This window comes from Bradyrhizobium xenonodulans, from assembly GCF_027594865.1.
GTDB lineage: Bacteria > Pseudomonadota > Alphaproteobacteria > Rhizobiales > Xanthobacteraceae > Bradyrhizobium > Bradyrhizobium xenonodulans.
This window is the reverse complement of sequence record NZ_CP089391.1, coordinates 2,009,088-2,028,705: the sequence shown is the minus strand read 5'-3', so window position 1 is coordinate 2,028,705 and position 19,618 is coordinate 2,009,088. Positions and strand designations below refer to the sequence as shown.

At 64.8% G+C, this 19,618-nt stretch carries 24 protein-coding genes and 1 riboswitch; of the genes, 15 read left to right on the top strand and 9 right to left on the bottom strand.

Annotated elements, in window-relative coordinates:
- Positions 1-90: 90 nt before the first annotated feature.
- The gene (locus I3J27_RS09580; RefSeq protein ID WP_306417059.1) at positions 91-1,170 is read left to right on the top strand and encodes an Acg family FMN-binding oxidoreductase; all 1,080 of its coding nucleotides are present in this window, start codon (positions 91-93) and stop codon (positions 1,168-1,170) included.
- On the opposite strand, the gene I3J27_RS09575 is transcribed toward I3J27_RS09580, so the two are convergent.
- A complete protein-coding gene (locus I3J27_RS09575; RefSeq protein WP_270168044.1) occupies positions 1,167-1,769 on the bottom strand; it encodes a hypothetical protein in 603 nt (200 codons plus the stop codon). The two genes, I3J27_RS09580 and I3J27_RS09575, sit on opposite strands and share 4 nt — an antisense overlap.
- A 59-nt stretch (positions 1,770-1,828) precedes the next feature.
- On the opposite strand from I3J27_RS09575, the gene I3J27_RS09570 reads away from it, so the two are divergent.
- Positions 1,829-2,200 (top strand): hypothetical protein, encoded by a 372-nt coding sequence (locus I3J27_RS09570; RefSeq protein WP_270168042.1) that lies wholly within the window; start codon positions 1,829-1,831, stop codon positions 2,198-2,200.
- Between the two features lie 16 nt (positions 2,201-2,216).
- Complete coding sequence (locus I3J27_RS09565; RefSeq protein WP_270168040.1) at positions 2,217-2,990, top strand: enoyl-CoA hydratase/isomerase family protein; 774 nt, start codon at positions 2,217-2,219, stop codon at positions 2,988-2,990.
- Between the two features lie 25 nt (positions 2,991-3,015).
- Here I3J27_RS09565 and I3J27_RS09560 read toward each other — a convergent pair whose 3' ends face one another.
- Positions 3,016-3,876 carry a DUF1194 domain-containing protein gene (locus tag I3J27_RS09560; RefSeq protein ID WP_270168038.1) on the bottom strand — a complete coding sequence of 287 codons (861 nt, stop codon included), beginning with the start codon at positions 3,874-3,876 and terminating at the stop codon, positions 3,016-3,018.
- Between the two features lie 293 nt (positions 3,877-4,169).
- Positions 4,170-4,247, top strand: a riboswitch (Fluoride riboswitch).
- Between the two features lie 103 nt (positions 4,248-4,350).
- Between I3J27_RS09560 and I3J27_RS09555 the strand changes: the two genes are divergently transcribed.
- Genes I3J27_RS09555 through clpS form a run of 5 tightly spaced genes read left to right on the top strand, consistent with a single transcriptional unit; the run spans position 4,351 to position 7,093 of the window.
- Positions 4,351-5,562: an MFS transporter gene (locus tag I3J27_RS09555; protein WP_270168036.1), complete on the top strand. Its 1,212-nt coding sequence runs from the start codon at positions 4,351-4,353 to the stop codon at positions 5,560-5,562.
- Positions 5,534-5,968 carry a fluoride efflux transporter CrcB gene (crcB, locus tag I3J27_RS09550; RefSeq protein WP_270168034.1) on the top strand — a complete coding sequence of 145 codons (435 nt, stop codon included), beginning with the start codon at positions 5,534-5,536 and terminating at the stop codon, positions 5,966-5,968. The genes I3J27_RS09555 and crcB (I3J27_RS09550) overlap by 29 nt, the downstream gene beginning before the upstream one ends.
- Before the next feature lie 6 nt (positions 5,969-5,974).
- A complete protein-coding gene (gene crcB, locus I3J27_RS09545) occupies positions 5,975-6,400 on the top strand; it encodes a fluoride efflux transporter CrcB (protein ID WP_270168032.1) in 426 nt (141 codons plus the stop codon).
- A 2-nt stretch (positions 6,401-6,402) separates the two neighbouring features.
- Positions 6,403-6,744, top strand: coding sequence for a DUF190 domain-containing protein (locus I3J27_RS09540; RefSeq protein WP_270168030.1), 342 nt, complete (start codon positions 6,403-6,405; stop codon positions 6,742-6,744).
- Positions 6,745-6,787: 43 nt separating this feature from the next.
- Positions 6,788-7,093 (top strand): ATP-dependent Clp protease adapter ClpS, encoded by a 306-nt coding sequence (clpS, locus tag I3J27_RS09535; protein WP_270168028.1) that lies wholly within the window; start codon positions 6,788-6,790, stop codon positions 7,091-7,093.
- A gap of 46 nt (positions 7,094-7,139) precedes the next feature.
- On the opposite strand, the gene I3J27_RS09530 is transcribed toward clpS, so the two are convergent.
- The 4 genes from I3J27_RS09530 to fabI form a co-directional block, all read right to left on the bottom strand.
- Positions 7,140-8,330: an adenylate/guanylate cyclase domain-containing protein gene (locus tag I3J27_RS09530; RefSeq protein ID WP_270168026.1), complete on the bottom strand. Its 1,191-nt coding sequence runs from the start codon at positions 8,328-8,330 to the stop codon at positions 7,140-7,142.
- Between the two features lie 79 nt (positions 8,331-8,409).
- Positions 8,410-9,498 carry a chorismate synthase gene (gene aroC / locus I3J27_RS09525; protein ID WP_270168024.1) on the bottom strand — a complete coding sequence of 363 codons (1,089 nt, stop codon included), beginning with the start codon at positions 9,496-9,498 and terminating at the stop codon, positions 8,410-8,412.
- An 89-nt stretch (positions 9,499-9,587) separates the two neighbouring features.
- Entirely contained in the window at positions 9,588-10,187 is a 600-nt protein-coding gene (locus I3J27_RS09520) for a histidine phosphatase family protein (protein ID WP_270168021.1), read from the bottom strand.
- A gap of 13 nt (positions 10,188-10,200) precedes the next feature.
- The gene (gene fabI / locus I3J27_RS09515; protein WP_270168020.1) at positions 10,201-11,016 is read right to left on the bottom strand and encodes an enoyl-ACP reductase FabI; all 816 of its coding nucleotides are present in this window, start codon (positions 11,014-11,016) and stop codon (positions 10,201-10,203) included.
- Between the two features lie 172 nt (positions 11,017-11,188).
- On the opposite strand from fabI, the gene I3J27_RS09510 reads away from it, so the two are divergent.
- Positions 11,189-11,677 carry a sigma-70 family RNA polymerase sigma factor gene (locus I3J27_RS09510; protein ID WP_270168018.1) on the top strand — a complete coding sequence of 163 codons (489 nt, stop codon included), beginning with the start codon at positions 11,189-11,191 and terminating at the stop codon, positions 11,675-11,677.
- A gap of 106 nt (positions 11,678-11,783) precedes the next feature.
- Positions 11,784-12,554, top strand: a complete 771-nt coding sequence (locus I3J27_RS09505; RefSeq protein ID WP_270168016.1) for an anti-sigma factor family protein — start codon at positions 11,784-11,786, stop codon at positions 12,552-12,554.
- Between the two features lie 320 nt (positions 12,555-12,874).
- Here the strand turns inward: I3J27_RS09505 and I3J27_RS09500 are convergent, their stop codons facing one another.
- Both I3J27_RS09500 and I3J27_RS09495 read right to left on the bottom strand, forming a co-directional pair.
- Positions 12,875-13,843 carry a DnaJ C-terminal domain-containing protein gene (locus tag I3J27_RS09500; protein ID WP_270168014.1) on the bottom strand — a complete coding sequence of 323 codons (969 nt, stop codon included), beginning with the start codon at positions 13,841-13,843 and terminating at the stop codon, positions 12,875-12,877.
- A 166-nt stretch (positions 13,844-14,009) separates the two neighbouring features.
- Positions 14,010-14,417 carry an RT0821/Lpp0805 family surface protein gene (locus I3J27_RS09495; protein WP_270168012.1) on the bottom strand — a complete coding sequence of 136 codons (408 nt, stop codon included), beginning with the start codon at positions 14,415-14,417 and terminating at the stop codon, positions 14,010-14,012.
- 113 nt (positions 14,418-14,530) lie between these two features.
- Between I3J27_RS09495 and pdxH the strand changes: the two genes are divergently transcribed.
- The 5 genes from pdxH to I3J27_RS09470 all read left to right on the top strand — a co-directional run bounded on the left by pdxH (position 14,531) and on the right by I3J27_RS09470 (position 18,820).
- Entirely contained in the window at positions 14,531-15,172 is a 642-nt protein-coding gene (gene pdxH / locus I3J27_RS09490) for a pyridoxamine 5'-phosphate oxidase (RefSeq protein WP_270168011.1), read from the top strand.
- Between the two features lie 50 nt (positions 15,173-15,222).
- Positions 15,223-15,975, top strand: coding sequence for an SDR family NAD(P)-dependent oxidoreductase (locus tag I3J27_RS09485; protein WP_270168010.1), 753 nt, complete (start codon positions 15,223-15,225; stop codon positions 15,973-15,975).
- A gap of 7 nt (positions 15,976-15,982) precedes the next feature.
- On the top strand, positions 15,983-16,753 hold the full coding sequence (locus I3J27_RS09480) for a class I SAM-dependent methyltransferase (protein WP_270168008.1): 771 nt from the start codon (positions 15,983-15,985) through the stop codon (positions 16,751-16,753).
- A 262-nt stretch (positions 16,754-17,015) separates the two neighbouring features.
- Entirely contained in the window at positions 17,016-18,275 is a 1,260-nt protein-coding gene (locus tag I3J27_RS09475) for an NAD(P)/FAD-dependent oxidoreductase (RefSeq protein WP_270168007.1), read from the top strand.
- A gap of 101 nt (positions 18,276-18,376) precedes the next feature.
- Entirely contained in the window at positions 18,377-18,820 is a 444-nt protein-coding gene (locus I3J27_RS09470) for an SRPBCC family protein (protein ID WP_270168006.1), read from the top strand.
- A 394-nt stretch (positions 18,821-19,214) separates the two neighbouring features.
- Here I3J27_RS09470 and I3J27_RS09465 read toward each other — a convergent pair whose 3' ends face one another.
- Positions 19,215-19,433 carry a hypothetical protein gene (locus I3J27_RS09465; RefSeq protein WP_270168005.1) on the bottom strand — a complete coding sequence of 73 codons (219 nt, stop codon included), beginning with the start codon at positions 19,431-19,433 and terminating at the stop codon, positions 19,215-19,217.
- Between the last annotated feature and the right edge of the window lie 185 nt (positions 19,434-19,618).

Sequence of the window (19,618 nt, the reverse complement as noted above, 5' to 3'; positions counted from 1 at the left end):
CCTGAATTGATCCAGCCTTGATTCCGGTCAATCGCTCCGGTGTCCGTCGGCACTAAAAGCGTCCTGTGCCGTGGGCAGGAGCGGATATTTGTGGTTGACCGACGACAGTTCATCGCGGCCGCGCTTGGGTTTTCCGCGGCTGCCGTCAGCGGCCTCCCGGCCGAAGCAGCGACGATGACCTACGGCGAAGCCGTGAGCACGTCGCGGGGCCCTCTGCAAGCTGCGCCGCGGAATCGCGAACTCGTGCGCTTTGCGACGCTTGCGGCCAACAGCCACAACACACAGCCGTGGATTTTCTCCGCCCACGACAACGAAATCGCGATTGCGCCCGACTTCACGCGCCGCTGTCCGGCCGTCGATCCGGACGATCATCACCTCTTCGTCAGTCTCGGCTGTGCCGCCGAAAATCTTATCCTCGCAGCCGCCGCGTTGGGCTGGCGCGCCAACCCGGTCGTCGACGGCGACCGGATCGTGATCGCACTCGAGGAAGCCCGCCCGGCAACGTCGGCGCTGGCCGGCGCGATTCCCGTCAGGCAATGCACCCGCTCGATCTTCGACGGCAGGCCTGCCACGCCCGAAATCTTGCGCCAGCTCGAGAACGCCTGTCGCGAACCGAACGTCACGGCGATCCTGATGACCGAACGCGCCGCGATCGCTGGCGTCACCGACTATGTGCTCGAAGGCAATTCGGCGCAAATGCGCGACAAGGCCTTCATGCGCGAGCTCGTGAGCTGGATGCGCTTCAACGAGCGGGACGCGCTCGCGACCATGGACGGGCTGTTCGCGCCCGCCTCGGGAAACCCGTCCCTGCCCGCCTGGGTCGCGCGGCCGCTCCTGAGATTCTTCTTCACCGAAGGCGGAGAAAACAGAAAATACCGCGATGAGCTCGTCAGCTCCTCGGGCGTCGTGGTGCTCGCCGCCGATCGCAGCGACAGATCGCACTGGGTCGCGGTTGGCCGCGCCTGCCAGCGCTTCGGTCTGCAGGCGACCGCGCTGGGACTCAAATATTCCTTCGTCAACCAGCCGGTCGAGGTGGCGGCATTGCGGCCGCAATTCGCGACCTTGCTCGGCCTCGGCGATCGGCGTCCCGATGTCGTGATGCGCTTCGGAGCCGGGCCGGATCTGCCGAAATCGCTGCGGCGTCCTCCGGAACTGGTGATGCAATCCTAACGCCGGAGACCGCCCAGCGCCGGCGACTCGCCGGGCAGCATCGACGAGTTGATGTCGCTGTCCATGCGCCCCGATTGCGGCTGGATCACGCCGGCGCCGAATGACAGGCTGAGATTGGACGTCGGCTTGAACTCGACACCCGCGAATGCGCCGTAGCCGGGCGAGGCGCCGGAGGTGAGCGGGGCGAGCGAGCTGCCGATGCCGTCGCCGTATTTCTGCGAGTTGAAACCGGCAAAGAATGTGACCGGCATGCCGCCCGCGGTCTTGGTGTTGTAGCCGAACTGCGTGCTGTCATAGGAGAGCGCGCTGAAATTACCGGTCGGTCCCGTCTGGCCGAGACCGCTCCAATTCAAATTGCCGCGTTGGCTTCCGACGAAGAAACCGGGACGAAAACCGTAGCCTCCGTTGGCATCGCCGGCATTGAAGCTCGGAAAATTGCCGTAACCGTCAGCGCTCTGGACGGCACTGCCGCCAAAGCCGAATGGTCCGCCCGGGATCCAGTATTGCACGGGCGCGACTTGCGCATGCGCCGGCGCTCCGCCAACGCAGAGCACCGCGAGGAGAGTTGCAAGACCGCAAGGACGCGCGAGGCTGGACATTCGGGTGACCGTCAAGAAACGCGCAAATTATACGCGACCGATATCGCGAATGCCAGCCGGTGCCGGGCGCGGCCTCATTCGGTTCCAGGGATACCCATCCCGAACGTGACCTGATTGCCGTCGGCATCGACCGCGTCGAAGTCGCGCATGCCAGCGCCCAGCCTGGCATGCGCGCCCGAGGTCTTGCACGGCTTGCGTCGCAACGTAAGCTAGCGACCGAGCAAGGCGGCGGGCGTCCATCGGAATGGGAGGATGACGATGAAATATCCTGGCCCGAATCTTGGCCTGGCGCTCCCTGGCTCCCGTTGACAATTCCGCATCTGACGGAGCAGACCAACGACATTTGGCGGCTGATCGGCGACGGCGCCTTCGCGCCAGCCTGCGACGTCTTGCGACAGATCGACCGTCAGTTGAAGACGCTGACGCCTTGAAAACATGGAGACCCCGGTGACATCTGACGATCCCGTCGCTTACGAATGCGCCGACAACATCGCCCGCATCACGCTGCGCCGCCCGCCGGTCAACGCGCTGAGCCTCGATGTCATCCGCGCGGTGGTCGCGGCGCTCCGCCGCGCCGCGGATGATGCGGACGCGCGCGTGGTCGTGCTGGCGAGTGCGATTCCCAAACGCTTTTCGGCGGGGCTCGACCTCGACATCCTGCTCGGCAAATCCGGCGCCCAGATCCGCGAATTCCTCCAGGCGCTCTATATCGACCTTTACGATGCCCAATACGGGCTCGGAAAACCGTCGATCGCCGCGGTCGGCGGTGCGGCGCGCGGTGGCGGCATGACCATGGCGGTGTCCTGCGACGTGGTGCTGGCGGCCGAGAGCGCGACGTTCGGCTATCCCGAGATCGACGTCGGCGTCATCCCCGCGATCCACTATGCGCATCTGCCGCGCATCGTGGGACGTCACCGCGCTTTCGAGCTGCTGTTCACCGGCCGCGTCTTCAGCGCCGCGGAGGCGCGCGAGCTCGGTGTGGTGAACCGTGTGGTCGGCGATGCCGAGCTCGACGCCGAGGTCGGGAGGCTTGCGACGCAATTCGCCGGCAAATCGGCCGCCGTGCTGCGGATGGGCCGCGCCGCCTTCATGCGCCAGATCGATCTCGACTATCGGCGCAGCATCGCAAGCGCCGTGGACGACTTCTGCAACGTCGCGACATCGGACGAGGCGCAGGAGGGTTTGAGGGCGTTCGTCGAGAAGCGGGCGCCGAACTGGTGAGCCCGCCCAGCCGTCCGGGGCGCTCCTAGCGCCCCCAGCGGTCGGACCAGATCTTCTCCCCGATCATGCAATTGACGCGCGGCTCCTTGTCCGCAGTGCGCATCACGGGCCGCTCCGGCACGCGGCTCGCAACCTCCATCAGAAGTTTTGTCCGGATCGCTTCCTTGAACTTGTCGCGATCCTTGATCGAGATGACGAAGGAGCCGGGACCGCCGATGACGCAGTCCTCGTAATAGTAATCGAGATTGTCGATATCCATCGTCGAATAGGACGGCTCCTTGACCATGATCGGCAGGCCGTTGATGACGATGCCCTTCTCGAGCGCGGCGTCGCGCGCCGCAGTGACCGGGCCGCCATTGTTGTTGGGACCATCGCCGGAGATGTCGATGACGCGGCGCAGGCCGCGATAGGGATCCTCGTCGAACAGCGGCATCGCGAAATTGATCGCGCCGGAAATCGAGGTGCGCGAGGCGCGCCGGATCGGTGTCTTCATGATCTCGGCGGCGACGGCGTCCGCGGTCTCGGGTCCGTCGACCAGGCGCCAGGGAATGATGATCTTCTGGTCGGTCGAAGCGGCCCATTCGAAATAGGTCACAGCGATCCGGCCGTTCGGACCGAGCTTCAGCGCCTGCAGAAATTCCTTCGACTGGATCGCCTGCGCATAGCCTTCGCGCTGGATCGCGAGCTCGTCCATGTCCATGGAGTAGGAGACATCCACCGCGAGGATCAGCTCGACATCGACGGTCTGATCCTTGTCGGCCGCCAGCCGCTGCGGCTGATTTTTGGGCGGCTCGAATTTTGGTCCTGGTGCCGCGATGCCCGCGACGTCCCCTCCGGCAAACATGCCGGCCACAAGCACAGCCCCGATCGAGAACAGCAAGCGCATCGCAGTCTCCCGTCGTATGACGCGATGGTGACATGCAATCGCCTTGCCGCAAAGGACGAAGATCGCTTGCGCTTCACATTCGAGTTAGGAATCTGCGAGCCAAGCAGCTACGCATTGGGGCGTTTGCGCGCTTTGCGCAAAGCTGCCGCCGTGTTGCCGCGCTTGCGCCGCTGGAACAGACGCCATCCCGCTCGCCGTCATTCCGGGGCTCGCGACGCGAGAACCCGAAATGACGACCACGGGACAGAACTGGCCCGCCCACTTGTTCCGCGCCATTTCCATGCTAGGCTGAACGCACAGATGGGGATGGAGTCCCCCGACAACCGCCCGTCGGACTGTAACCGTAGTGGGCTGATGACTCCTGCTCGAGGTGGGGCAATCGATGAGCCTCTGCCTTTGGCGGGAGCATGGACAAACCCGCCGATGGCGGGTTTTTTGTTGTCTGGAAACGAAGACCAAGGAGAAGTCCTGGACGTGACGACGACGACACCGAATGCCGCGCGCGCCAAGCTGCCCAGGGGAATCTGGGTGCTCGGCTTCGTCTCGATGCTGATGGACATCTCCTCCGAGATGATCCATGCGCTGCTGCCCGTCTATCTCGTCACCGTGCTCGGCGCCTCCACGCTCACCGTCGGCTTCATCGAGGGCATCGCGGAGGCGACGGCCTCGATCACGAAGATCTTCTCCGGCGCGCTGTCGGACTGGCTCGGACGGCGCAAGCTGCTCGCCGCGCTCGGCTACGGGCTCGCCGCGCTGACAAAGCCGCTATTCCCGCTCGCCCCGAGCGTCGGATGGCTGGTCGCGGCGCGCTTCATCGACCGCGTCGGCAAGGGTATTCGCGGCGCGCCGCGCGACGCGCTGATCGCCGATATCGCGCCTGCGGGCCTGCGTGGCGCGAGCTTCGGCCTGCGGCAATCGCTCGACACCATCGGCGCCTTCGTCGGACCGCTGGTGGCAATCGGCCTGATGTGCTGGACGGCAGACAATTTTACCGCGGTGTTCTGGGTGGCGGTGCTGCCGGCATTCCTGTCGTTCGGCCTGATCGCGTTCGCGGTGAACGAGCCGGAGCCCGACCCTGGCCGGGAGCCGTCGAAGAATCCGCTGAACACGGCCGCGATGCGGCAACTCGGAGCCGTGTACTGGCGTGTCGTCGCGGTCGGAATCGTCTTCACGCTAGCGCGCTTCAGCGAGGCCTTCCTGATCCTGCGCGCACAGAACATCGGGCTCAATGCGATGTGGGTGCCGGCGGTGCTGGTGCTGATGAACGTCGTCTATGCCCTGTCGGCCTATCCGGCCGGCGTGCTGTCGGACCGGATCAACCGCACCGGCCTGCTCGCGCTCGGCCTCGTCTTCCTCGCCGGTGCCGATCTCGCGCTCGCTTTGCTGCCGAATCTCGCGGGCCTTGCACTCGGCGTCGTGTTGTGGGGGCTGCACATGGGATTGACCCAGGGCCTGCTCTCGGCCCTCGTCGCCGATGCCGCACCGCCGAGCCTGCGCGGCACCGCATTCGGCTATTTCAACCTGTTCACGGGGCTTGCCTTGCTCGCCGCGAGCGTGATCGCGGGCGCATTGTGGGACGCCTATGGCCCGGCAGTAACGTTCCTCGCCGGGCTCGGCTTTGCGCTGGTCGCGCTCGCCGGGCTGCTCGCCGTCGGCAATGGCCTGGCCGCGGAGGATAAAGGATGATGGAGGAGCGTTCGCCGTGCTGAGCGGAGTCATCGCAATCGTGGTCGGCAGCATGCTCGGCGGCTGCGCGCGCTATTTCGTCTCCGGCGCGGTCGCGCGGCGGCTGGGCGAGACCTTTCCCTGGGGCACCATGACCATCAACGTCACCGGGGCCTTCCTGATCGGCATTTTTGGCGCGCTCGCGACCCATCCCGGCTCGATGTTCGCCGCGCCCAATCCCTGGCTGTTCGCAGTGACCGGCTTCCTCGGCTGCTACACCACGGTATCCTCGTTCAGCCTACAAACGCTGACCCTGGCGCGGAGCGGTGAGCCGATGCACGCGCTCGGCAATGTCGTGGGCTCGGTCGGGCTGTGCCTTGCCAGCGTCAGTTGCGGCTTCCTCCTCGCCGACAGTCTTGGGGGCTAGAGCCAAATGAACTCTTCTTCTGCCGATCGCTGGCGCAGCGCGATGCTCTATGCCTGGGTTGCCGCCGGCAGCGTCGTCGGCGGGCTGACGCGCTATCTGGTCGGCCTCGCGCTCGACACCGGGCCGGGCTTTCCCGTCGCGACGCTGTTCATCAACGCCACGGGCTCGCTGATCATCGGCTTCTACGCGACACTGACCGGCCCCGACGGCCGCATACTGGCGCGGCCCGAACATCGGCAGTTCATCATGACCGGGTTTTGCGGCGGCTACACCACCTTCTCGACCTTCAGCCTGGAGACTTTCCGCCTGTTCCACAGCGGCATGAAATACACCGCGCTCGCCTATATTGCGGCATCCGTCGTCTGCTGGCTGGCGTCGGTCTGGCTCGGTCATATGATGGCAAGTCGCACCAACCGTTTGACAAGGAGCTGACCATGCAAGTCCCCGATCAGGCAGTTTCGCTCCGGATCTTCATCGGCGAGAGCGACCATTTCGACGGCAAGCCGCTCTATGAAGCGATCGTGATGACCGCGCGCGAAAGGCACCTTGCGGGCGCCACCGTGCTGCGCGGACCCATGGGCTTCGGCAAGTCGAGCCGGCTGCACACCTCGAAGATTCTGCGGCTGTCGGAGGACTTGCCGCTGCTGATCGAGATCGTCGACAGCGAGGACAACATCAACGCATTCCTGCCCATCCTGGACGGCATGATGTCGAGCGGCCTGATCACCTTGGAGAAGGTGCAGGTCCTGCAATATGGTGCGAAGGCCACGAGCTGATCGCCCCGGCGGGAACCCGAGCCCGCCGTATCCAGGAGGCGGAATGAACGACACCGTCACCACGCCGAAAACGCGGACCAGAACCAAGGTCGAGCGGCCGAAGCTGCACAAGGTCATCCTGATCAACGACGACTACACGCCGCGTGAATTCGTCACGATGATCCTCAAGGCCGAGTTCCGAATGACCGAGGATCAGGCCTACAAGGTGATGATCACCGCGCACAAGCTGGGCGCCTGCGTGGTCGCCGTGTTCACCAGGGACGTCGCCGAAACCAAGGCCACCCGCGCCACCGACGCCGGCCGCGCCAAGGGCTATCCGCTGCTGTTCACGACCGAGCCGGAGGAATAGCGGCGCTGCGTCCGCGCGACGATGAATCATTTCAATTCATCGCGCATCACGCCATCACCACCGGCGTCTCCTCCGCCAGCCCGTACACACGCTGCGCCTTGGAAAATCCAGCGATCGGGAATTCGCCGAGCTCGTGCCAGCCTTCGCGGCAGACATTGGCAAAGCTTTCCGAGGCGACGACAGTCCGCCCCAGGCGCCCCGTGATCTTCTCCAGCCTTGCGGCGAGATTGACGGCGGGGCCGATGCAGGTGAAGTCGAGCCGGTTGCCGCCGCCGATATTGCCGTAGAGGATGTTGCCGACATGGAGCGCGACGCCGAAGCGGAAGCGCTCGACGATTTCGCCGACCGGAAAGGCGAGCGCCTCGACGCTGGCGCGGGATTCGCGCGCGGCTTCCAGCACGCGCGTGCAGACATGGGCGGCATCGCCGACATATTCGTCGATCGGAAACACCGCGAGCAGGCCATCGCCCATGAATTTCAGCACCTCGCCGCCATGACCGCGGATCGCGGTGACCTGGCAATCGAAATATCGGTTGAGGATCTCGACCACCGTTTCGGCCGGCAGCCGGTCCGACAGCGCGGTGAAGCCGCGCAGGTCCGAAAGCCAGATCGCGGCCTGCATGGTGTCGTTGTGGCCGCGGCGGATCTGGCCGCCGAGGATACGCGCACCGGCGCGGTTGCCGACATAGGTGTCGAGCAGCATCTCGGCGGTACGGCGCAGGCTGATGATCTCGCTGACGCGCGCGAGCGGCGCCATGATGATCCGGATCGCCGCGATGTCGTCGTCGCTGAATCCGCCGGGACGCCGCGTCATCCAGCTCGTCGCATGGATCGAGCCGTCGAGATACGGCATCGGCACCGCGATATAGTCGGTCACGCCTTCGGCGCGCATGTCGTTGACGATCGGAAACCGCGCGCTGTCGGGATCGTCGGTGCGCCCGCGGACCTCCACGCCCTGCTCGAACACGATGCGAAGCGGGCTCTGGGCGAATTCGGGCGAGTCCAGGACCTCGAAATCGACGCTGCCGATCTCGACCTCCTGCCCCTGCCGCCAGATGAAGTTGCGGCCGAAGATTTCCGGATGCAGCGTGCGGATGAAGATGCCGAACCGCCACAGCGGCAAGCCGGCCTCGACCAGATGCTCGCAGACCTCGGCAATCATTTCAGCCGGGCTCCCCGACGACCTCGCGCCGTCGATCAGCCAGTTAATGACACGCTGGAGCCCGGATCTTTCCATGTCCGCATTTGCGGACGAAGTTGTGGGATCGTCAAGCTGCGCGGTGGGCTAGTACCGCGGCACGAACGCTCGCCCTGCCCTAGCGTCCGACCTGCCCGCGATCGCGCAGGAAATGATCGGCCAGCACGCAGGCCATCATGGCCTCGCCGACGGGAACGGCGCGGATGCCGACGCAGGGGTCATGGCGGCCCTTGGTGAAGATCTCGGTATCAGCGCCCTTGCGATCGACGGTGAGACGCGGCTGGAGGATCGACGAGGTCGGCTTCACGGCGAAGCGCACCACCACAGGCTGTCCGGTGGAGATGCCGCCCAGCACGCCGCCGGCATGGTTGGACAGAAAGCGCGTGCCGTCATTGCCGGTACGCATCTCGTCGGCGTTCTCCTCGCCGGTGAGCTCCGCCGCGCCGAAGCCGGCGCCGATCTCGACACCCTTCACCGCGTTGATGGTCATCATCGCGCCCGCCAGATCAGAATCGAGTTTTGCGTAGATCGGCGCGCCGAGGCCTGCCGGCACGCCTTCGGCGACGACCTCAATGACAGCGCCGATCGAGGAGCCGCTCTTGCGGATGCCGTCGAGGTAGGTCTCGAAGAACGCCGCCTTGTCCTTGTCGGGACAGAAGAACGGATTTTTCGCAATCTCGTCCCAGTCCCACTTCGCGCGATCGATCTTGTGCGGGCCGATCTGCACCAGCGCGCCGCGCACCTTCACGTCCGGCAACACTTTTCGCGCGATCGCGCCGGCGGCGACGCGCATCGCGGTCTCGCGCGCCGAGGAGCGGCCGCCGCCGCGATAGTCGCGCAGGCCGTATTTGGCCTCATAGGTGAAGTCGGCGTGGCCGGGCCGAAACTTGTCCTTGATCTCGGAATAGTCCTTCGAGCGCTGGTCGGTGTTCTCGATCAGGAGCCCGATCGGCGTGCCCGTCGTCACCTGCACCCCGGTCTCCGGATGCGCCATCACGCCGGAGAGGATTTTCACCTGGTCCGGCTCCTGGCGCTGGGTGGTGAAGCGCGACTGGCCCGGCCGCCGGCGGTCGAGGTCGGTCTGGATGTCGGCCTCGGTGAGCGGGATCATGGGCGGACAGCCGTCGACCACGCAGCCGATCGCCACTCCGTGGCTCTCGCCGAAGGTGGTGACGCGGAACATGTGGCCGAAGGTGTTGAAGGACATTGCTGCTCGCTGGCTCGGTTCCGGCGTGTGGTAACGCGCGGGGGCCCGGGGGTCAAACCCGCGGCAGCCCGGAATAGCGGCCCAACGGGTTAACTGAACTTCTCCAGCCGGCCGTCGCGGAACACGTAGACGGCGCCCTGCTCGATATAGAGCTCGGCGGCACTGGCCGGCGTCTCCAGGCCGAGCGAGACCATCAGGGCCCGGCAGGTCCCGCCATGGGCGACCGCGACGGTGTCGGTCCGGAGCTGGTCGTACCAGGCCCGCACGCGGACCTGCACATCGGCATAGGTCTCCCCGCCCGCCGGGCCGACCGTCCATTTGTCGGCGAGGCGCCTTGCATAGATGTCGGGATCGGCCGCCTCGCTTTCGGCCAGCGTCAGCCCTTCCCAGCTGCCGTAGCCGATTTCGCGCAGGCGATCGTCGAGCGCATAATCGGCCGGCGGCAATTCGAGCTTGCCGCGCGCGAGCTCCATCGTCTGGCGCGCGCGGCCCAGCGGGCTCGACACGTAAGGCAGCGCAGTCTTGTCCTTGCCGTCCCGCTTGAAGAGGTCCGCCAGCACACCACCGGCTTGCACGGCCTGTCCGCACCCGCGCGCGTTCAGCGCGATATCCTTGGTGCCCTGAAGCCTGCCGAGCGCATTCCACTCGGTCTCGCCGTGGCGAAGGTAATAGATCGTGGGCACGGGCATTCCGGCTTGAAAGCTAGTCCTTGCCACCGAACGAGATATCCGGCGCATCCGGGCGCTTCATGCCCAGCACGTGATACCCGGAATCGACGTGGTGCACTTCGCCGGTGACGCCGCGCGACAGGTCGGAGAGAAGATACAGCGCGCTGCCGCCGACGTCTTCAGTCGTGACGTTGCGCCGCATCGGCGCGTTGGCCTCGTTCCACTTCAGGATATAGCGGAAGTCGCCGATGCCGGACGCCGCGAGCGTCTTGATCGGCCCCGCGGAGATCGCGTTGACGCGGATGTTCTTCTCGCCGAGGTCGGCGGCGAGGTAGCGCACGCTCGCTTCGAGCGCCGCCTTGGCGACACCCATCACGTTGTAATGCGGCATCCACTTCTCGGCGCCGTAATAGGAGAGCGTGATGAGCGAGCCGCCGTCCGTCATCAGCTTCTCGGCGCGCTGCGCCACGGCCGTGAACGAGTAGCAGGAGATCAGCATCGACTTGGAAAAATTCTCCTGCGTGGTGTCGACGTAGCGGCCGTCGAGCTGCTCGCCATAGGCGATCGCGTGCACCAGGAAGTCGATCTTGCCCCACTTCTCCTGCAGCACTGCGAACGCGGCATCGATGCTCGCGGCATCGGTGACGTCGCAATGGCCGAGCACGAGCCCGCCGATCTCGGCGGCGAGCGGCTCGACGCGCTTTTTCAGTGCGTCGCCCTGATAGGTGAAGGCAAGCTCGGCGCCGGCCGCGTGGCATGCCTTGGCGATGCCCCAGGCGATCGAGCGGTTGTTGGCAACGCCGAGGATCACCCCGCGCTTACCCTGCATCAGACCTGAATTTTGCGCCATTTTCTCAACGTCCCATCGAGCGGATTCAGGGTTTGGAGGTACACCAGCCCTCTCTTGCGGTACAGTCCTAATACGCGGCGTTAACGCTGTTTCGAGCGCCGGAATAGCTGTTCCGTTCGGGTGTTATGATCATTGTGGCGCTTGCGCCGAACGGCAGGACATCAAAGACGGCATGAGTGCGTTTCGCCAGAGTGTGGAAGCCATGATCCCGGCGTTGCGCCGCTACGCCCGCGCGCTCACGCGCGATGCGGATGCGGCCGACGATCTGGTGCAGGACACGCTGGTGCGGGCGCTGCGCTCTGAGCGCCTGTTTCTCGGAGGCGACGTCAGGAGCTGGCTCTATACGATCCTGACCAACCTCAACAAGAACCGGCGGCGTTCGCTGGCAAGGCGTCCGCAATTCACGCAACTGACGGAGAACAACCCGGATGCCAGCGGGACCGAAGCCGAAGGGCGCGACATCGAGAAGGCGCTGGCGATGCTGGTCGAGGAGCAGCGCTCGGTGCTTCTTTTGGTGATGCTGGAGGGCATGAGCTACCGCGAGGTCGCGGACATCCAGGGCGTGCCGATCGGCACCGTCATGTCCCGCCTGGCGCGCGCCCGTGCCCACGTTAAAGCGTCGCTGGAAGGTGAGCGCCCGGCGCTCAAGCGGGTGAAATGATGGCAGGGTTGATGCATCGCGCATGTCGCCTCCCCTGCACGACGCGGGAAGCAGCGCAGTTGAGCCACGAAGAACATTTTGGGCCGCAGAGCCAGAGACGATCGACATGAACGACCACAGGATCTCAGTGACCGAGGACGAACTGCACGCCTATGTCGACGGCGAGTTGCCTGCCGAGCGCCGCGCCGACGTCGAGGCCTGGCTTGCCGCAAACCCCGAGGATGCCGGGCGCGTGCAATCCTGGCGGACCATGGCCGAGATGCTGCACGCCCGCTACGATTCGGTCGCCCAGGAGCCGGTGCCGGCCCGGCTGGAGCTCGAGCGGCTGGAGCGCCGCCCGCGGCAATGGTTCTATGGCGCCGCGGCGGCCGTGCTGATCGCCTTCGTCGCCGGCGGCACCGCCGGCTGGCTCGCGCATGGCGCCGCCAACGCCCCCTCGACCTTCCAGAGCTTCACGGCAGACGCGCTCGACGCCCACCGCCTCTATGTCGTCGAGGTCCGCCACCCCGTCGAGGTCGGCGGCAACGAGCGCGACCACCTCCAGGCCTGGCTGACTCGGCGCTGCGGCTGGACCGTGTTCGCGCCGAACCTGGAGGCGAGCGGGCTGAAGCTCGTCGGCGGCCGGCTCCTGCCGGGACCGAACGGCCCGGCCTCGTTCCTGATGTATGAGGGCGCCTCGGGCGAGCGGTACACGATCTACACCGCCAAGACCGAGAACGGAGCGACGCAGATGCGCTACGCCAGAACGGACAAGGACGGGGCGCTGTTCTGGGCCGAGCGCGGCGTCGGCTACGTCGTCACCGGCGGCGGCGACCGCGATCGCCTGACCAAGGTGGCGCAGGCTGTCTACGACCAGGCAGAGAAAAACGGCACTTGAGCAACCGCTTGAATGCGGTGCCTCGATTCCGACATTGAAAATTTGGAATCAAGACATGGGCGCGTCTCATTATCGCACCGGATGATGACGCGAAACTGAGCAGCGTTCGATCCGCCGATCGACGCGGGCGGCCTCGATTGGGGTTTTTGGTACCGCGCTGGTCCCCCTCTCGAGGCCGCACCTTTTTATCGCCTGCCCCGCCGGACAGCCGACACGTCGAGTACATGAAGCGCTACCACGCCTCAGGCATATGATGAGCATCATCCGTCGAGAGATGCTCTAGGCCTTTAGGAGAAACCCCTTCAGCTACCGATCTCGCCCTAACCAAGCCCGCTACGTGGATTGTAGGGGTGTTGGTCCCGCCACTTCTCCATCAATGCTTCAAGCTCGGCGTCGTTCCCGTCCGGTAGCATAATCCTGATGGTGACGAAGAGATCCCCGGTTCCGCCGGCTTTTGGTAATCCCTTGCCTTTGAGGCGGAAGGTCCGCCCGCTGGAGGTGTTTTTCGGGACCGACAGCTCCACGGCATTGCCGAGGGTCGGCACGCGGACCTTAGCCCCGAGCACCGCCTCGTAGAGCGTCACCGGCAGGTCGATCCTGAGGTCGGCGCCCTCGATTTTGAAGAACGGGTGCGGCGCGATGCCAATGGTGATCAGCAGATCGCCCGGCGGATGGCCCTGGGCGCTCTCGCCCTGCCCCCGCAGCCGGATCTGCTGGCCTTCGACGACGCCGGGCGGAACCTTGACGTTGAGCTCCTTGCCGTTCGGCAGCCGGACGCGCTTGTCGCCGCCCTTGACCGACTCTTCCAGCGAGACGGACATGGCGACGTTGACGTCGAGATCGAGCCCGATCCCGCCAGTGTCGAACTCGAACTGGGCGCCGCCGCCGGCCCCGGGCCGCGCACCGCGCATCCCGCCGCCGAACATGCTGTTGAGGATGTCCTCGAACGCGCCGCCGCCCGGGCCGCCACCACCCGCACCGCCGCTCCGGAACGTATAGCTCTCGAACCCGCCGGGACCGGCGCGACCGCGCGGCCCGCCGCCGCCCGGAAAGCCCTGGAAGCGCGGCTTGCCGTCGGCGTCGATCTCGCCGCGGTCGAACTGCTTGCGCTTGTCCTCGTCACCGATGATCTCGTTCGCCGAATTGATCTCGGAGAAGCGCTCGGCGGCCTTCGGGTCGTCCTTGTTGCTGTCGGGATGATGCTTCTTGGCAAGCTTGCGATAGGCGCTCTTGATCGCGGCAGCGTTGGCGCTCCGCGGCACCCCCAAGACCTCATAGGGGTCGCGCATCCGTCACGTCTCCTTCAAGAAATTGAATTGTCCAAAGGGCTCCCCGCCCCGTCTGCACGTCATGTGGGAAGAGAGTGGCATTTTTGCAACTAGCGGCGCGCGCCGAATCTCTAAGTTTGGAGCATGATCTGATCGGAAAACCGGTTTCCACTTCTCCGGATCATGCTCAGCTCCGCCACGGCTTTAGCGTATGAATCTCCCAACGGCCACGGCTGCTTTGGCAACCGGCGCCCTGGAGCCAGCTTTCGGTCGCCCCGTTGACGTAGCTCGCCAGGAAATCGCGGCACTTGCGGCCGTCCTCGGCGGCATAGGACTGCGCGATCGGCGTCACCGAGCCGCGCGCGCCGGTTTCCGGATTCTCCCAGTGCTGGCTGGAATCCTTGTCGCCCTTGCTGAGGACGTCGGAGGCGGCGTTACGGGCGAAGGCAAGATCCGTCTCGGTGGGCGGGGCCTCCTTGGCCGGCCGCGCGATCGAGCCGGTCAGGTCGCTGTCGTCGGCCCTGGCATAGGCGCTGGTGTCGTTGCGGGAAAAGCTGCAGCCGCCGCTGCCGAGCCCGATCAGAATCATCGTCATGACGAAGCCGGACGGCCCGATCGCCGATAGGCCAACGCGCCCCCATGCCCTATATAGGGCGGTAGCGGACAACAACGCGTTTTGGGCCGCGGGACGCAACTCGGACTCCAGACATGACCGACACGACCTCGATGAAACACCAGACACCCTTAACATCCGGTGATTTCACCGCCGCCGACGAGCCTTTTGCGTTGTTCGAGGCCTGGCTGAACGAGGCGATCAAGAGCGAACCGAACGATCCGAACGCCATGGCGCTCGCAACCGTCGATCCCGACGGGCTGCCGGACGTGCGCATGGTGCTGATGAAGGGCTTCGATACCGAAGGTTTTGTCTTCTACAGCCACATCGCCAGCCAGAAGGGCCGCGAACTCGCCGCAAATCCTAAGGCAGCGTTACTTTTTCACTGGAAGTCGCTGCGCCGTCAGGTCCGCATCCGCGGCAACGTGACGCCGGTGACCGACACTGAAGCCGATGCCTATTTCGCCACCCGGCCCAAGCAGGCGCAGATCGGCGCCTGGGCGAGCAAGCAGTCGCAGGAGCTGGAAAGCCGCTTTGCCTTCGAGCAGGCGATCGCAAAAGTCGCGGCCAAGCACATCATCGGCGAGGTGCCGCGCCCACCGGGCTGGAGCGGCTGGCGCATCACGCCCTCGCGTATCGAGTTCTGGCATGACCGCCCATTCCGCCTGCACGACCGCATCGAATTTCGCCGTGACGCGGCCGGCCAGAAGTGGTCCAAGACGCGAATGTATCCCTGAGCCTCCCCTTGAACCTCGTCTCGAGCTTTGGGCCGACCTGAAAGATGTCCATGCCGCATTCGTCCAATGCGCCGCGCCGCACGCTGCTCCTGACCGGAGCCAGCCGCGGTATCGGCCACGCCACCGTGATCCGCTTCTCGTCGGCGGGCTGGCGTGTCATCACCTGCTCGCGGCATCCCTTCCCCGAGGACTGTCCGTGGGACGCAGGCCCCGAGGATCACATCCAGGTCGATCTCGGCAATCCCGCGGATACCACGCGCGCGATCTCCGACATCCGCAACCGCCTCGAAGGCGGCATGCTGCATGCGCTCGTCAACAACGCCGCGATCTCGCCGAAAGGCCCGGGCGGCTCCAGGCTCGGCTCGATCGAGACCGACCTCGACACCTGGACGCATGTCTTCCACGTCAACTTCTTCGCGCCAATCATGATCGCGCGCGGACTGATCGAGGAGTTGAAGGCGGCCAAGGGCTCGGTCGTCAACGTCACCTCGATCGCGGGCTCGCGCGTGCATCCCTTTGCGGGCGCCGCCTACGCCACCTCCAAGGCCGCGTTGGCTTCGCTCACACGCGAAATGGCCTCCGACTTCGGCCGCGTCGGCGTGCGCGTCAACGCCATCGCGCCGGGCGAGATCGACACCTCGATCCTGTCGCCGGGCACCGAGAAGATCGTCGACCAGCAGATCCCGATGCACCGCCTCGGCACGCCCGACGAGGTGGCAAAAATCATCTACGTGCTGTGCACGGACACCAGCTCTTACGTCAACGGCGCCGAGATCCACATCAACGGCGGCCAGCACGTGTAGGCGAAGCATGGGCCGGTTCGCGAGCACGGCGTCACTCTACGAGCATTTGCGGCCGCCCTACCCGAGCGAATTCTTTCGCTGCGTCGCGCACAAGCTCGGTCTCAACAAACAGAGCAGCTTGATAGACCTCGGCACCGGACCTGGGCTCTTGGCGCTCGGCTTCGGCCCCTATGTCGGCCGCGTCGTCGGTGTCGATCCCGAGCCCGCGATGCTCGATGCGGCGCGACACGCCGCAGCGGGCGCAGGGCGATATCTCACGCTGATCGAAGGCAAGGCCGAAACACTTGCCGCTGACATCGGCAGCTTCGATGTCGTGACAATCGGCCGCGCGTTGCATTGGATGGATCGTGACCTAACGCTTGCACTACTCGAACGGTTGGTCGCGCCAGACGGGGCGCTCGCGATTTGCGCCTCATTTTCTGCCACCGACGGCCGCAACCCCTGGCTTGATGGCTACAACGAAATCCGCCGCCGCTGGTCGCCAGCGCAGCTCTGGGAGGAGGCCGGCCGGGGCACGCGGACTCATCGGGACCTTCCCGCATTCTTTCGCGGAAGCTCGTTTCAGCTCACCAAGCTCGTCACAGTCGAGACCAGCCATCTGGTCGGCCTGCACGACTTGGCGAAACGCACGCTGACCTATTCGTCATCATCACCGGATGCCTTGGGCGAAAATGTCGAGGCCATGCTGCGCGATGTCGGAAATCATCTCGTGTCGTTCAGCCGCGACGGCGCGATCCCCGAGACCATCATCTCGACAGCGCAGATCGTGAAGCACTAGAGCATTTGCCACGAAAAGCGGAAGCAAAGCGATCCAGGGGCGATAGGCATGTGATCGGCATCCACCCCTCCACGTCGCCATGCTCCACCTCTTGAATTTCAATATACAATATGTATAGTTAATTAGATCGTATGGAGAGGTCGATCGCGGATGGCCATGGGCTATCGCGGCGCAGCCATTCTGCTCACGGCCGCAGTGCCCGCCATGGCGGCATCCCACTGGCCTGACGTTCGAACACGAGTGATCGCAAAGGAAGCAATCTATGACGCCATCGCTCGGTTCAAGTCAGGAAAGCTACGACGTCGTCGTCCTGGGTGCCGGCTACGCGGGAATGATGGCGGCTCTTCGAGTGGGGCGACGCCGACTTGGACTTCGCGTCCTCTTGGTGAACCGTGATGAGCAGTTCGTCGAGCGGGTGCGGCTGCAGGAGTCGATGGTCGCACCAGTCAAACCGCGCATCGCGTCTCTTTCGGGATACCTGCGCCGCACGAACGTCAAGTTCATACGTGCTCGCGTGCTGTCGCTCGATCCCGCACAGAACCAGGTCACAGTCGAGGAGGATGGTTCACCGCGCGTCATCGCCTTCACACAGCTCATTTACGCGCTGGGTTCGCACGTCGACACCGATCATGTACCTGGCGCATTGCAGCACGCCTTCCGGCTCGACCCTGGCGAAGGCCCGCGTTCCGCCGCCGCGCTACGATCCGCCCTTCACCAAGTTGCTGGACGGCCCGCTCGCGTGGTTGCCGTCGGCGGCGGACCACTTTCCGTCGAAGCAGCGGGTGAAGCCAAATCGAGATGGCCGGACATGACCGTGACGCTGATAAGCGCCACACGCGCCGGAGATTTCAGCAGCGCGAAGGTTCAATCCGTTCTCAGACGCGACCTGACGAGATTAGGCGTCGAGCTCGTCGACAACGAACGCATAACGGAGGTCAAGAACGATGAGGTGATCAGCAGCAGCGGGCGGCACTTTCCTTTCGATGTATGCATCTGGTCGGCCGGCATGCGCGCTCCCGCGCTTGCCAAGCAGGCGGGGCTCGCGGTCGATGCTCAGCATCGCGTGGTCGTCGGGACCGACTTGAGGTCGGTCTCTCATCCCGCGATCCTCGCCGTCGGCGACAGCGCTCATCCCAATGGGCCGACGGGGGCGCCGTTTCGCGCATCTGCGCTGGCGGCGGCCGTTTCCGGTGTCTACGCAGCGGAGCAGGTCATCGCCCAGCACGAGGGCCGTCCCATCCGGCCGTTTAGCTTCTCGACCTTTGCGCAAGCGATCGCCGTCGGTCGGTTCGCAGCACTCTTCCCTCTCGACGCCAACGATCACCAGATCTTGTTTGTGATGGGCGGACGCGCTGCTCGCGTGTTGCGAAGCATACTCGTGTGGCTGGTGCTTCATTTCATTACTTTCGAACGGTTTCTGCCGGGCGTTCAGACCTGGCCTGGACGCAAGCGGGCGCCGCCCCCTTCAAGCCCTCACGAGCGATCCGACCGGTCGAACGTCCAGCTCAAACCCGGCCAATGATCCAGAGTTGTTTCCGTGCCGTGGGGTCGGCGTACAGCGCAGCGATCAAGGTCGCCGGCTGGCGCTTGCACGGCTCGATAGCCCCCTGAAGGAGCCTTATGATGCGTGATGAGGACAAGCGCGAAGACATGCGCGCGATCATTGTCGACTATCGACTGTCCGCGCCGCCGCGCAAGGTTTGGCGCGCCTTGACGGAGCCGCAGTTGCTCGCAACTTGGCTGATGCCCAACGACATCAAACCCGAGGTGGGCCACCGCTTCACGTTCCGAACGACGCCAGCACCGGGATTTAACGGCATTGTCCAGTGTGAAGTCTTGAAGGTCGAGCCGAACTCGCGATTTGTATATTCCTGGCGCGGAGGGCCTCTCGACACGACCGTGACTTGGACGCTCCAGCCATCATCGACCGGCGGCGCCGATCTCCGGCTTGAGCATGCCGGCTTTGGACCTGAACATGGCACGACCTACGACATGCTTAGCGACGGCTGGCGCAAGAAAGCGGCCGAAGCCCTGGAGCGCATCTCATCGTCGCTCCGTGTCGACTAGAATGACTTGGTATAGACGCCGCCCGAGAACCATCCTGGCTCGATCGAGAGGCCTGGCGAGCGGCTGATCCAGCCGATCGCCGCTTTCCTCGCCGTGGATTAAGTAAATTGTCGCCGTAAAACTCCGCACGCCCGACGAGGTCAGCAAAGATCATGTGCGTGCTGTGCACAGACACCAGGTCCTCGATCCACATCAACGGCGGCGGCCAGCACGTGTAGGCGACCTTCGTCATTGCGAGCGAAGCGAAGAAATCCAGACTGCCTGCACCGAGACAGTCTGGATTGCTTCGTCGCTTTGCTCCTAGCAATGACTGAACTGGTAGCTGTTCAAGGAAGCAAGGCGATCCAGACAACGCCGCCGCAAGACCTGGATCGCCCGCCCTTCCTTCCGTGCCTCAATCGACTCGAATCCGACGCGACCGGTCGCGCAGCCGTAGAGGGGCCGCGTCGATTGCAGTGGAGCAGTCGTCGTCGTTCTCGCCGTCGAGCATCGGAGCACCACAGTGCCGGCACAGGCGTGCCGACATCGCCGCCGCCTTGCCGCTCGTCATCGCCAGACGATAGTTCGCCAGATCGATGACGTTGCGGAGCGACGTTATGTGTTTTTCAACCATGGCTGTTCCTCGCGGCTAACATGCTGCTTATCGCAGACAAGTTTCGCGCAAACGTTCAGCCCACCGCTCAAATTTTACCGGAGGAATTGGGGCATAGCGCACACATCACCGCGCGGCCGCAATCCCGCTCTATTCTGCGACACCAACCACGGTGTCTCTACGAACGGCGTAATATCTCGGTAGGT